Origin of the sequence: Nocardia sp. CA-084685 (assembly GCF_050955785.1) — a bacterium.
GTDB lineage: Bacteria > Actinomycetota > Actinomycetes > Mycobacteriales > Mycobacteriaceae > Nocardia.
This window is the reverse complement of record NZ_CP192094.1, coordinates 1,386,167-1,399,627: the sequence shown is the minus strand read 5'-3', so window position 1 is coordinate 1,399,627 and position 13,461 is coordinate 1,386,167. Positions and strand designations below refer to the sequence as shown.

Here is a 13,461-nt window from a genome sequence, read left to right as displayed (position 1 = left end):
ACACGTTTGCCCGCCGAACCCATCCGCCACCAGCAAACCCATGCCCGACCAGCCAAACCTGAGCCCCCGCGAACAAAGCCAAACACCCGGCCGGCGAGCCCTACCGCGCAGCCGGACACGCACCCTTGCGGTCTTCTGGCATGTCTTCTCGGTCAAACCCCAGCCGCTAGCAACGTACACGGCCATCGAACATAAGCACCGAAGGCAACCTCACGCACCGCCGCCACCGACGACCTCACATACCCCGAGAACACTGTCCGTCACTCCCACACCGCGCACGCTTGCGCACCGAATCCAACCGCAGCGCACACCCTCGACGGGCAAATCTATGCGCAGCGAGCGAACCGTGCATGGCGAACGAACCACGCGCAGCCAACGATGCGCAGCGACGAACCATGCGCAACGGACCATGTGCCACGAGCAAACGATGCGGCGAACGAACCATGCCCAGCCAACGACCTGCGCAACGAACCATGCGCAGCGACAACTACGCGCAGCCAACCAACTACGCGCTGCCGACGATGCGCACACCATGGAGCCGCACAATGACTCGCCCCGGCCAGATCCGTCGCGCCACCCCTGCCGATGTACCCGCCATGGTAGGCCTGGTCGAAGATCTCGCCGAGTACGAGAAGTCCCGCGCGCAGTGCACACTCACGGCCGAGCAGCTGGGCGCCGCGCTGTTCGGGCCGTCACCCGCGGTTTTCGCCCATGCCGTCGAGGACGAGACCGGTGTGGTCGGCTGTGCGATCTGGTTCCTGAACTACTCCACCTGGACCGGCGTACCCGACAACCATGCGCAGCGAGCGAACGATGCGCGGCGAACGAATTCATGCGCAGCAGACGAAACCATTCGCCATGGCAGCGGCAGATGCTAGAAGAGACGGAATTCGTTGCTCTCGGTGCCACGTAGGGCGTCATAATCGAGGGTCAGGCAGCGGATGCCGCGGTCCTCGGCGAGAGTGCGGGCTTGGGGTTTGATCTGTTGGGCGGCGAAGACGCCAGCGACCGGGGCGAGGAGTGGGTCGCGGTTCAGGAGTTCGAGGTAGCGGGTGAGCTGTTCGACGCCGTCGATTTCACCGCGACGCTTGATCTCGACGGCCACGGTTGCGCCGTCTGCGTTGCGGCAGAGCAGATCTACCGGGCCGATAGCGGTCATGTACTCGCGGCGGATCAGCGTGTAGCCGGGGCCGAGGGTCTGTACGTGTTCGGCGAGCAGTTCCTGAAGATGGGCTTCAACACCGTCTTTCACCAGACCCGGGTCCACGCCCAGCTCATGCGAGGAGTCGTGCTCGATCTCCTCGATGGTGATGCGCAGTTCCTCACCCGCCTTATTGGTGACCACCCAGAAGGCCTTTGCGCCCTCGGGCACCGCATCACCATCGCGCTCCTCTAACCAGCACGGCGGACTCATCCAGTTCAGCGGCTTATACGAGCCGCCGTCGGAATGTACGAGAACCGAACCGTCCGCTTTGATCAGCAGTAACCGGCGGGCCATTGCGAGATGGGCGGTGAGTCGCCCTACGTAGTCGACCTGACAGCGAGCAATCACTAGGCGCACCCAAGCACTGTAGGTGAGCGCCCGGTCCCGCCCGGCGTCGCCCCTGCCGCGTCTGCGCTCAGCCCATGAGCAGAATTGCCGCGAGGAACGCGCTCATGGCGAGCAGGCCGGATTCGACGCGGGTGAGGCGACGGGTAGACGCCGCTTTCGCACGCAGCATGCCGAAGCCGACCGCGGTTCCGATGACGAACGCCAACAGGTGACCGACATTGGTGAAGGTTCGTTCGATCAGCACACCCTCGGCGGCGACGATGAACCACACAGTGGACCAAGCGATTCGCCAACGGTGTGGAATGGCGACCACGATCGCCCCGACCAACGCCATGGCGCCGTAGCTGACGCCGACGTCCTGGGCCCAGCGGATGCTGGCGGGCAACCAGTCGGCCTCGATCGCGATCCACAGCCCGGCCGCGACAAGCAGCGTGGCGCCGATATGGCCGGCCATGAACACGCGCACCATATGCACCGCACCGAAACGCAGCTCGGCAAGTGCCAGCAGACAACCGAGCAACGGAATCAGCACCCAGGCGGCACTGACATCGCCGATCACCAGTGCACTCGACAGCATCGTGCCCACTCGGCCATCCAGCAGATTGTGCAGGTTCGTGCTCGCATGCAGTACCACCCGCGCCTGCGCCGACTCGCTCAGCGCCGAGAAGACCGCGGTAACAGCGACAAGGGCCGCCAGATATCCGAACGTCGCAGGGAGCCTCAGCTCCCGCCAGCGCGAGTCAAGCGGCCTGAGGGGTTCGACCGGCGCGCGGCCGGCGGTTGTCGTCGCTGCGACCATCAACACCTCCATACGCATCGACAGCTCCACGCGGAATCTGCCGATGCTGATTACTGCATTCTGTCATTCTCCATCATGGCCACCGGAGCGCCGCTTAGGGTAGCTGTTCCCTGTGAGGTTGCTACGAAACCTCTCGTCTCCGACGGGTAGCCCGGTCTCTTCGCTCGACAGCCGCCCGTCTGCACAATGGCCGAGTCGCTTCGGCGGCACGAACTATCTGTAGCTCACTCTGATTTTGATGAAGTCGAGCTACGAGCTCCGACACAAGTCTATCTCCGCAGCATAATCATCAGGCGCCGCGGTGTCGCTTACCTTCGCCTCCCGCTACCCCAGTCGGCCTTGATCGAATCGGGCATCATCCCCCCGTACACCTCGGATCATATTTCGGTGCCGGGAGGTTAGGAGGAAAGGTTAGCGTTCTTCGGACGCGAAGCTATAGCGGGGCGACCTTCGTATAACAGTTGCTCACGATCAGGTTGGGCGCGACATAGAGTGCGCGACCGAAATCACCATTGTGCGAACTTGAATTGTCATCAGAACCAGCGGGGCGGTGCAGTCGCTCTGTTGTCGGTTGAGTGGAATTCACCGATACCACGTGGCCGGGTGGTCGCGGAAACGCAGAAAGGCCCCCAACAATGTTGGGGGCCTTCCGCAAGGATGTTCCGGCGGTGTCCTACTCTCCCACACCCTGTCGAGTGCAGTACCATCGGCGCTGGTGGCCTTAGCTTCCGGGTTCGGAATGGGACCGGGCGTTTCCCCACCGCTATAGCCGCCGTAACTCTATGAAACTATCCACAAACAGCGCGACAATCCCAGGGGAACAAAATAACCCCTGTCGTTGTCTGCTGCAGTGTCTGTGTGTTGTTTCAGATACCGCACAGTGGACGCGTAGCTTCTTCGTTGGTAAGTCCTCGGCCGATTAGTACCAGTCACCTCCACCCGTTACCGGGCTTCCAGTTCTGGCCTATCAACCCCATGGTCTGTAGGGGGCCTTAACCACTCGAAGGTGGTGAGAAACCTCATCTTGGAACAGGCTTCCCGCTTAGATGCTTTCAGCGGTTATCCCTTCCGAACGTAGCTAACCAGCAGTGCCCTTGGCAGGACAACTGGCACACCAGAGGTTCGTCCGTCCCGGTCCTCTCGTACTAGGGACAGCCTTCCTCAAGTTTCTGACGCGCGCGGCGGATAGAGACCGAACTGTCTCACGACGTTCTAAACCCAGCTCGCGTGCCGCTTTAATGGGCGAACAGCCCAACCCTTGGGACCTACTCCAGCCCCAGGATGCGACGAGCCGACATCGAGGTGCCAAACCATCCCGTCGATATGGACTCTTGGGGAAGATCAGCCTGTTATCCCCGGGGTACCTTTTATCCGTTGAGCGACACCGCTTCCACTTGCCGGTGCCGGATCACTAGTCCCGACTTTCGTCCCTGCTCGAGCTGTCACTCTCACAGTCAAGCTCCCTTGTGCACTTGCACTCGACACCTGATTGCCAACCAGGCTGAGGGAACCTTTGGGCGCCTCCGTTACATTTTAGGAGGCAACCGCCCCAGTTAAACTACCCACCAGGCACTGTCCCTGAACCAGATCATGGCCCGAGGTTAGAGGTCCAATACGATCAGAGTGGTATTTCAACGACGACTCCACCAACACTAGCGTGCCAGCTTCACAGTCTCCCACCTATCCTACACAAACCGTACCGAACACCAATACCAAGCTATAGTGAAGGTCCCGGGGTCTTTTCGTCCTGCCGCGCGTAACGAGCATCTTTACTCGTAATGCAATTTCGCCGAGTCTGTGGTTGAGACAGCAGAGAAGTCGTTACGCCATTCGTGCAGGTCGGAACTTACCCGACAAGGAATTTCGCTACCTTAGGATGGTTATAGTTACCACCGCCGTTTACCGGGGCTTAAATTCTCAGCTTCGCCACCGAAGTAGCTAACCGGTCCTCTTAACCTTCCGGCACCGGGCAGGCGTCAGTCCGTATACATCGTCTTACGACTTCGCACGGACCTGTGTTTTTAGTAAACAGTCGCTTCTCTCTGGTCTCTGCGACCCAACCCAGCTCACGGTGCAAAACCGGTCACCAGATCGGGTCCCCCTTCTCCCGAAGTTACGGGGGCATTTTGCCGAGTTCCTTAACCACAGTTCTCTCGATCGCCTCAGTATTCTCTACCTGACCACCTGTGTCGGTTTGGGGTACGGGCCGTGTACCAACTCACTAGAGGCTTTTCTCGGCAGCATAGGATCACTGAATTCACCTCAATCGGCTACGCATCACCTCTCAGGCACAAGAGACACGGATTTGCCTATGTCTCGCCCTACAGGCTTACACCAGTACAACCACTGACTGGCCCAGCTACCTTCCTGCGTCACCCCATCGCTTGACTACTACAGCAAGGGTCGTATGCAGCCACTTCCGGCTCCCCGAAGGGAGTCCATCCGCTTTTGGATACTTAGCACCACTGATTCGCCATTGGGCGCGGATACACGGGTACGGGAATATCAACCCGTTGTCCATCGACTACGCCTGTCGGCCTCGCCTTAGGTCCCGACTCACCCTGGGCGGATTAACCTGGCCCAGGAACCCTTGGTCATTCGGCGGACGAGTTTCTCACTCGTCTTTCGCTACTCATGCCTGCATTCTCACTCCCACAGCCTCCACAACTAGCTCACGCTGCTGCTTCCATGGCTGCAGGACGCTCCCCTACCCATCCACACCACTGCACAACCCCCCGCAGGAGGAAGTGAATGTCATGTGTGAATGCCGCGGCTTCGGCGGTGTACTTGAGCCCCGCTACATTGTCGGCGCAGAATCACTTGACCAGTGAGCTATTACGCACTCTTTCAAGGATGGCTGCTTCTAAGCCAACCTCCTGGTTGTCTTCGCGACTCCACATCCTTTTCCACTTAGTACACGCTTAGGGGCCTTAGCCGGCGATCTGGGCTGTTTCCCTCTCGACTACGAAGCTTATCCCCCGCAGTCTCACTGCCACGCTCTCACACACCGGCATTCGGAGTTTGGCTGATTTCGGTAAGCTTGTAGGCCCCCTAGACCATCCAGTAGCTCTACCTCCGGCGTGAAACACGTGACGCTGCACCTAAATGCATTTCGGGGAGAACCAGCTATCACGGAGTTTGATTGGCCTTTCACCCCTACCCACAGCTCATCCCCTCAGTTTTCAACCTAAGTGGGTTCGGGCCTCCACGACGTCTTACCGTCGCTTCACCCTGGCCATGGGTAGATCACTCCGCTTCGGGTCTAGAACACGCGACTCACAACGCCCTATTCGGACTCGCTTTCGCTACGGCTACCCCACACGGGTTAACCTCGCCACATGCCACTAACTCGCAGGCTCATTCTTCAAAAGGCACGCCATCACCCACCCTAGCAAAGCTAAGCGCAGGCCCTGACGGATTGTAAGCGCACGGTTTCAGGTACTATTTCACTCCCCTCCCGGGGTACTTTTCACCTTTCCCTCACGGTACTAGTCCGCTATCGGTCACCAGGGAGTATTCAGGCTTACCGGGTGGTCCCGGCAGATTCACAGCAGATTTCACGGGCCCGCTGCTACTCGGGTACCCACTACAACAGAGCACGCATTTTCACCTACCGGACTATCACCGTCTATGGCGGGCCGTTCCAGACCACTTCGACTAACACGCACTTTTCTGACTGTCGCTCGACTCGGCAGAATCGAGAAAGTGAGCCCCACAACCCCAAGAACACAACGACTGCCGTCTATCACATGCTCCTGGTTTAGCCTCATCCGCTTTCGCTCGCCACTACTCACGGAATCACTATTGTTTTCTCTTCCTGTGGGTACTGAGATGTTTCACTTCCCCACGTTCCCTCCACACACCCTATATATTCAGATGCGGGTAACACGACATCACTCGTGCTGGGTTTCCCCATTCGGAAATCCTCGGATCTCAGCTCGGTTGACAGCTCCCCGAGGCTTATCGCAGCCTCCTACGTCCTTCATCGGCTCCTGGTGCCAAGGCATCCACCGTACGCTCTTAAACACTTACAAACAAAGATGCTCGCGTCCACTGTGCAGTTCTCAAACAACACACCCGAACGAATCCAATTCCGACACCAGCACCCCAGCCAAAAACTGGGGTCGGTATGACCGAGAACCCGATCGGATCGTCTATTTGCCTAGAAAGAAACACTCGCGTGTTCTCTCAGGACCCAACAGTGTGCCGATATATCCACCGCAACCGAAGACTGAGCTCCGATCAAACGCGAGAGAGATTGTCAGTGTTCCACCCATGAGCGTCCGCCGGACTACATGTGAGTCCGAAACGGTCTCTGGCATCAACGTTTACCATCCCCGACTCTTCGGGGTGCGATGCAGAAGTGCTCCTTAGAAAGGAGGTGATCCAGCCGCACCTTCCGGTACGGCTACCTTGTTACGACTTCGTCCCAATCGCCAATCCCACCTTCGACGGCTCCCTCCCACAAGGGGTTAGGCCACCGGCTTCGGGTGTTACCGACTTTCATGACGTGACGGGCGGTGTGTACAAGGCCCGGGAACGTATTCACCGCAGCGTTGCTGATCTGCGATTACTAGCGACTCCAACTTCACGGGGTCGAGTTGCAGACCCCGATCCGAACTGAGACCGGCTTTAAGGGATTCGCTCCACCTCACGGTATCGCAGCCCTCTGTACCGGCCATTGTAGCATGTGTGAAGCCCTGGACATAAGGGGCATGATGACTTGACGTCGTCCCCACCTTCCTCCGAGTTGACCCCGGCAGTCTCTCACGAGTCCCCGCCATAACGCGCTGGCAACATAAGATAAGGGTTGCGCTCGTTGCGGGACTTAACCCAACATCTCACGACACGAGCTGACGACAGCCATGCACCACCTGTACACCAACCACAAGGGGGGCGACATCTCTGCCGCTTTCTGGTGTATGTCAAACCCAGGTAAGGTTCTTCGCGTTGCATCGAATTAATCCACATGCTCCGCCGCTTGTGCGGGCCCCCGTCAATTCCTTTGAGTTTTAGCCTTGCGGCCGTACTCCCCAGGCGGGGTACTTAATGCGTTAGCTACGGCACGGATCCCGTGGAAGGAAACCCACACCTAGTACCCACCGTTTACGGCGTGGACTACCAGGGTATCTAATCCTGTTCGCTACCCACGCTTTCGCTTCTCAGCGTCAGTTACTTCCCAGAGACCCGCCTTCGCCACCGGTGTTCCTCCTGATATCTGCGCATTTCACCGCTACACCAGGAATTCCAGTCTCCCCTGAAGTACTCTAGTCCGCCCGTATCGACCGCAAGCCCACCGTTGAGCGGTAGGTTTTCACGATCGACGCGACGAACCGCCTACAAGCTCTTTACGCCCAGTAATTCCGGACAACGCTCGCACCCTACGTATTACCGCGGCTGCTGGCACGTAGTTGGCCGGTGCTTCTTCTACAGGTACCGTCACTCACGCTTCGTCCCTGTCGAAAGAGGTTTACAACCCGAAGGCCGTCATCCCTCACGCGGCGTCGCTGCATCAGGCTTCCGCCCATTGTGCAATATTCCCCACTGCTGCCTCCCGTAGGAGTCTGGGCCGTGTCTCAGTCCCAGTGTGGCCGGTCACCCTCTCAGGTCGGCTACCCGTCGTCGCCTTGGTAGGCCATTACCCCACCAACAAGCTGATAGGCCGCGGGCCCATCCTGCACCGATAAATCTTTCCACCACAAGACATGCATCTCGTAGTCATATCCGGTATTAGACCCAGTTTCCCAGGCTTATCCCGAAGTACAGGGCAGATCACCCACGTGTTACTCACCCGTTCGCCGCTCGTGTACCCCGAAGGGCCTTACCGCTCGACTTGCATGTGTTAAGCACGCCGCCAGCGTTCGTCCTGAGCCAGGATCAAACTCTCCGTTGAAGACTCTCAACCACACCCTCAAAAAGGGCGCAATCAGAAGAATTAACCAGAGTCCGAAAACCATGGCAAAAATCAAACACCAGCAAAAGTATTTGCTGACAAAAATGCCCGACCCACCCAAACGGGGGTTTGGAAGAGCCGGAACCAAAAAATATTTGGCACTGACATTCATCGACACACTATTGAGTTCTCAAAGAACACACGCACACACCATCTAACGGGTTCGACCCCGGTCGATCGGTGAGGCAACTTATCAAGCTTAGCTCAGCTGTGAACCCGATTCAAAATCGGGGTCTCGTTCGAGCTAGTGTGATCGCCAGGCGCTCAACGTCCTACCTCGTTTCCCTGGTCCTTCGCTCAGCCTTTCGGCTCAGCGCGTGGGCCCCGGGTCGGTGTCCGTGTCGCTCTGACTCGAATAAAGTTACGTGTCGGTGTGCACGATGTCAAATCGCCTGGTCAGGAACGCTTTTCGCCGCGAGCATATCGACGCCTTGCGTTCACATGATCAATCCGCCGCGCCGACTCGCTCCACCTGACCGCCCAACGCCTGCAGCTGCTCGACGAAATTCGGATAGCCGCGGTCGATATGGAAGACGTCGTGCACCTCAGTGGTGCCATCGGCAACCAGACCGGCAAGTACCAACCCGGCGCCGGCCCGAATATCCGACGACCACACCGGCGCGCTGGACAGGCGCGGAATTCCGCGCACCACCGCATGATGTCCATCGGTCCGCGCGTCGGCGCCCAGCCGGATCATCTCCTCCACAAAACGGAAGCGCGCCTCGAAGATGTTCTCAGTGATCATCGATGTGCCGTCCGCAATCGCCGCCAGGCCGATGGCCATCGGCTGCAGATCGGTCGGGAATCCGGGGAAAGGCAGAGTCGAGAAATTCACCGCGCGCGGCCGATCGGCCTGGATCACCCGGAAACCGTCCGGTTCGAACGAAATGCGCGCACCAGCGGAGCGCAGCTTGTCCAGCACGAGGGACAGGTGCTTGGGGTTGACGCCGGTGACCCGCACATCTCCCATGGTCATCACCGCAGCGATCCCCCAGGTGGCGGCAACGATCCGGTCACCGATCACCTGGTGCGTAGTCGGTGCGAGGCGCTCGACCCCCTGAATGGTGAGCACCGACGTGCCCGCCCCACTGATCCGCGCCCCCATCCGAACGAGCATGTTGCACAGATCGACGATGTCGGGTTCACGGGCCGCGTTATCGATGACCGTCTCCCCCTCGGCCAGCACGGCCGCCATGAGGATGTTCTCGGTCGCGCCCACCGAAGGAAAATCCAGCCGGATCCGCGCGCCCTGTAGTTCGTCCGCGCGCGCGACCACACAACCGTGCTCGATTTCGCTGGTCGCGCCGAGCAGACGCAGACCCGCCTGATGCATATCCAACGGCCGCGAGCCGATCGCGTCACCGCCGGGCAGCGCGACAACGGCTCGCTTACACCGCGCCATCAGCGGACCGAGCACACATACCGAAGCGCGGAACTGTGTCACCGCAGGAAAATCCGCATGGTACTTGGGTTCGGCGGGCGTGTTGATCGTGACGACCGACCCGTCGATTGCGACGTCGCAGCCGAGGCCGCGCAGCACATCACCCATCAACGGCACATCGAGGATGTCCGGGCAGTTCGTAATGGTGGTCGTGCCTTCGGCCAGCAATGCAGCCGCCATCAGCTTGAGGACGCTGTTCTTCGCACCCCCGACCGCGACCTCACCGACGAGTCGATTCCCGCCAGTAACCAAAAACCGTTCCATGCCGCCTCTCCGCGTATTCGGCGCACTGTTGGTGCAAAGGATAGTTGCGTTGCGGGCCGGTGGTAGCAGTGCCGGGGTTATATCCAGGTAGCTGGGACACATTTCAGGTTCTCCAGCAACTTTTTGCGTGTGTCGGTGCGGATCGGACGGTTCACGAACCACCTTGTTCGCCACCAGGCTTCCACAACACGTCACCGCCCGGGTTGGCGACACGGCTGAGGATGAACAGCAGGTCGGAGAGGCGGTTCAGGTACTTCGCCGGAAGGACATTCGTATCGTCCGGGTGCGCCTGCACCGCCGACCATGCCGAACGCTCCGCTCGCCGCGCCACCGTGCGGGCCGTGTGCAGCAGGGCGGCCAGCGGTGTGCCACCGGGCAGAATGAACGAATTCAGCGCGGGCAGTTCGGCATTGAACTCATCGCACCAGGCTTCGAGGCGATCGATATACGGCTGGGTGATTCGCAGCGGCGGATACTTCGGCTCCGGGACCACCGGGGTGGAGAGATCCGCGCCCGCATCGAACAGATCGTTCTGCACTTGGCGCAATACCTTCAGCAACTCCGGAGCCGGGTCACCGAGCGCGACGGCCACACCGATGGCGGCATTCGTTTCGTCACAGTCGGCATAAGCGACCAGCCGCGGATCGGTTTTGGCCACCCGCGAGAAATCGCTGAGACTAGTCGTCCCATCGTCGCCGGTCCGCGTATAGATCCGCGTCAGATGCACACTCACACGCCCACCCTATCGCTACACACGCCACAACTGATTTGGTAAGTACATGGGTAACTCGTCGGGGACGGGCTAAGTTGCCCACAGCCCTACCGCCGCCCGCAAACGCCACAGTTGCCGCGACTGAGTCTGGCGCCTAAAGGTTCGGGGAGGCGGACGAGCCTAGAGTCCGGGCAGCCGACGGGTGCGATCCGAGGGGCGAGATTCGACCCAGGAGAGGAAGGCTGCCAGTGAGCCGCGGTCCAGGGCCAATTCGTAATTGCCGTCGTTATCGGAAACCGCGGTTACCGCGATCTCGTCGGTCATGATGTCGTATTCGTCGCCACGCGGGCCGCGCCGATCACCGATCTCGATGCCCTGGCGTCGGATGGTGGAATCGGGACCGAGTTTCAGACTGGAGAGTTTGTAGAAGACGAGGCGATCCTCGTCATATCGAATCAGGCCGTGCCGCCACCCCTGGCCGCCGCGTGCGGGCAGCACCCGAAGAATCGCTGCGGTGCCGCCGCGGCGCAACATGATCAGCCGGTAGGTGGAGGCCAACGCCAAGAGAACGAGCGTGAGTACCAGAATGATCAGGAGAACCATCCCGGTCTGCAATGCCGTTCGTCCCTTCGTTCAGCCGCCGTGTCGACGACACGGCATTCGATCGGCGGTGTTCGCAGGCCCTTCGTGGCCCCCGCAGGCTACTGCTTCCGGGCCGGATGCTCACACCGCGTCCGGCCATTCAACCACGGCACCGAGTTTACAAATGGCGGGGCCTTGTCTTTGAACGTTCGAAGCCGGAAACGGCGCTGTCGGCGGCGATTACATTCGCCGCCGACAGCGCCGTGCTATCGGGTCGTACCCAATCCTGGTGCGGTACTACGCCTTCGCCTCTTCGACCGCGCGCACCTGGCCCTGGGCCGCGATCTTGGCTTCTTCGGAGGCATCGGCGTCGGCCAGCACACGACGGGCTGCCTCGACGTCGATCTCATCGGCGAATTCCGCGGATTCGGCCAGCACCCGGACCGAGGTCGCGGTTACCGAGAAGAACCCACCGTGCACCGCAGCGGTGATCCGCTCACCCTCGGTGGGCACGATGCTCACGATCCCGCCCTCGACGAGCTGACCGAGCAGCGGCTCGTGACCCGCCATGATGCCGATCTGACCTTCGGTGGTCTGCGCGCTGACGAACGTCGCCTGGCCGGACCAGAGCAGACGTTCGACGGCGACCAGATCAACTGACATCTCCGCCATGGGTGACTACTTTCCGGCGATCTTCTTCGCGGCCGCCTCGACGTCGTCGAGACCACCGCAGGAGTTGAACGCCTGCTCCGGGAAGTGGTCGAACTCGCCCTTGCAGACGCGGTCGAACGCCTCGATGGTGTCGGTCAGGGGCACCACCGAACCCGGCTGGCTGGTGAACTTCTCGGCCACGATGAAGTTCTGGCCGAGGAACTTCTCCAGACGGCGGGCCCGGCCGACGAGAACCTTGTCCTCTTCGGAGAGCTCGTCCATGCCGAGGATGGCGATGATGTCCTGCAGTTCCTTGTACTTCTGCAGGATCCGCTTGACCTCGTTGGCGACCCGGAAGTGCTCCGCACCGACGATCGAGGCCTCCAGGATGCGGGAGGTCGAGGTCAGCGGGTCGACGGCCGGGTAGATGCCCTTCTGCGAGATCGGGCGGGAGAGCTCGGTCGTCGCATCGAGGTGGGCGAAGGTGGTCGCCGGGGCCGGGTCGGTGTAGTCGTCGGCGGGCACGTAGATGGCCTGCAGCGAGGTAATGGACCGACCACGGGTCGAGGTGATGCGCTCCTGCAGCTCACCCATCTCGTCGGCCAGCGTCGGCTGGTAACCGACCGCCGAGGGCATGCGGCCGAGCAGGGTCGACACCTCGGAACCGGCCTGGGTGAACCGGAAGATATTGTCGATGAACAGCAGCACGTCCTGATGCTGCACGTCGCGGAAGTACTCGGCCATGGTCAGGGCCGAGAGGGCGACGCGCATACGTGTGCCCGGCGGCTCGTCCATCTGACCGAAGACGAGGGCGGTGTCCTGGAGGACGCCCATCTCTTCCATTTCCAGGTGCAGGTCGGTGCCCTCACGGGTGCGCTCACCGACGCCGGCGAATACCGAGGTGCCGGAGAACTCACGCGCGATACGCGTGATCATCTCCTGGATCAGAACGGTCTTGCCGACACCGGCACCACCGAACAGACCGATCTTGCCGCCCTTCACGTACGGGGTCAGCAGGTCGATGACCTTGATGCCCGTTTCCAGGATCTCGGTCTTACCCTCGAGCTGGTCGAATGACGGAGGCTTGCGGTGGATGCCCCACTGCTCGCCGTCGCGACCGGTGCCCGGCGCGTCGAGGCAGTCGCCGAGGGCGTTGAAGACATGGCCCTTGACGACGTCACCGACGGGCACCGAAATCGGCTTGCCGCTGTCGGTGACGGCGATGCCACGGACCAGACCGTCGGTGGGCTGCATCGAGATGGTGCGCACGATGTTGTCACCGAGGTGCTGGGCGACCTCGAGGGTCAGGGTCTTGGCCACCGAGGGCAGAGTGATCTCGGCGTGCAGAGCGTTGAACAGCTCAGGGATGGAACCCCGTGGAAACTCGACGTCCACGACGGGGCCGATGACGCGGACGACGCGACCTGTTTTCGCGCCGGTCCGGCTCTCTTGTGTGACTGCTGCGGTCATTTTTCTCTTCCGTGTCCTATTCGCGGCCTTCGGAGGC

Annotated in this window: 7 protein-coding genes, 3 rRNA genes and 1 pseudogene; 1 reads left to right on the top strand and 10 read right to left on the bottom strand. The window is 60.6% G+C overall.

Annotation, left to right across the window (positions count from 1 at the left end):
- Positions 1-545: 545 nt before the first annotated feature.
- Positions 546-782 (top strand): annotated as a pseudogene (locus ACQP2U_RS06145) (GNAT family N-acetyltransferase); the annotation flags it as partial.
- 92 nt (positions 783-874) lie between these two features.
- Here the strand turns inward: ACQP2U_RS06145 and nucS are convergent.
- The 10 genes from nucS to atpD form a co-directional block, all read right to left on the bottom strand.
- The gene (gene nucS, locus ACQP2U_RS06140; protein WP_397035207.1) at positions 875-1,561 is read right to left on the bottom strand and encodes an endonuclease NucS; all 687 of its coding nucleotides are present in this window, start codon (positions 1,559-1,561) and stop codon (positions 875-877) included.
- 58 nt (positions 1,562-1,619) lie between these two features.
- The gene (locus tag ACQP2U_RS06135; RefSeq protein ID WP_433713776.1) at positions 1,620-2,369 is read right to left on the bottom strand and encodes a rhomboid-like protein; all 750 of its coding nucleotides are present in this window, start codon (positions 2,367-2,369) and stop codon (positions 1,620-1,622) included.
- 642 nt (positions 2,370-3,011) lie between these two features.
- Positions 3,012-3,128, bottom strand: a 5S ribosomal RNA gene (rrf, locus tag ACQP2U_RS06130).
- A 122-nt stretch (positions 3,129-3,250) separates the two neighbouring features.
- Positions 3,251-6,385: ribosomal RNA gene (locus ACQP2U_RS06125) — 23S ribosomal RNA — on the bottom strand.
- A 340-nt stretch (positions 6,386-6,725) separates the two neighbouring features.
- A 16S ribosomal RNA gene (locus ACQP2U_RS06120) occupies positions 6,726-8,244 on the bottom strand.
- The 16S, 23S and 5S rRNA genes sit together here, the layout of an rRNA operon.
- A 505-nt stretch (positions 8,245-8,749) precedes the next feature.
- Positions 8,750-10,009, bottom strand: coding sequence for a UDP-N-acetylglucosamine 1-carboxyvinyltransferase (murA, locus tag ACQP2U_RS06115; RefSeq protein WP_397031967.1), 1,260 nt, complete (start codon positions 10,007-10,009; stop codon positions 8,750-8,752).
- A 151-nt stretch (positions 10,010-10,160) separates the two neighbouring features.
- Positions 10,161-10,742 carry a cob(I)yrinic acid a,c-diamide adenosyltransferase gene (locus ACQP2U_RS06110; protein ID WP_433713775.1) on the bottom strand — a complete coding sequence of 194 codons (582 nt, stop codon included), beginning with the start codon at positions 10,740-10,742 and terminating at the stop codon, positions 10,161-10,163.
- 159 nt (positions 10,743-10,901) lie between these two features.
- Positions 10,902-11,324 carry a DUF2550 domain-containing protein gene (locus ACQP2U_RS06105; protein ID WP_040687141.1) on the bottom strand — a complete coding sequence of 141 codons (423 nt, stop codon included), beginning with the start codon at positions 11,322-11,324 and terminating at the stop codon, positions 10,902-10,904.
- A gap of 276 nt (positions 11,325-11,600) precedes the next feature.
- On the bottom strand, positions 11,601-11,975 hold the full coding sequence (locus ACQP2U_RS06100; RefSeq protein WP_040687139.1) for a F0F1 ATP synthase subunit epsilon: 375 nt from the start codon (positions 11,973-11,975) through the stop codon (positions 11,601-11,603).
- 6 nt (positions 11,976-11,981) lie between these two features.
- Positions 11,982-13,424, bottom strand: a complete 1,443-nt coding sequence (atpD, locus tag ACQP2U_RS06095; protein ID WP_433713774.1) for a F0F1 ATP synthase subunit beta — start codon at positions 13,422-13,424, stop codon at positions 11,982-11,984.
- Positions 13,425-13,461: the final 37 nt, after the last annotated feature.

Excerpts from the sequence above, each read along its gene's own strand:
- ACQP2U_RS06135 (WP_433713776.1), bottom strand. The coding sequence starts at position 2,369 with ATGCGTATGGAGGTGTTGATGGTCGCAGCGACGACAACCGCCGGCCGC.
- murA (WP_397031967.1), bottom strand. The coding sequence starts at position 10,009 with ATGGAACGGTTTTTGGTTACTGGCGGGAATCGACTCGTCGGTGAGGTC.
- ACQP2U_RS06105 (WP_040687141.1), bottom strand. The coding sequence starts at position 11,324 with ATGGTTCTCCTGATCATTCTGGTACTCACGCTCGTTCTCTTGGCGTTG.
- ACQP2U_RS06100 (WP_040687139.1), bottom strand. The coding sequence starts at position 11,975 with ATGGCGGAGATGTCAGTTGATCTGGTCGCCGTCGAACGTCTGCTCTGG.
- atpD (WP_433713774.1), bottom strand. The coding sequence starts at position 13,424 with ATGACCGCAGCAGTCACACAAGAGAGCCGGACCGGCGCGAAAACAGGT.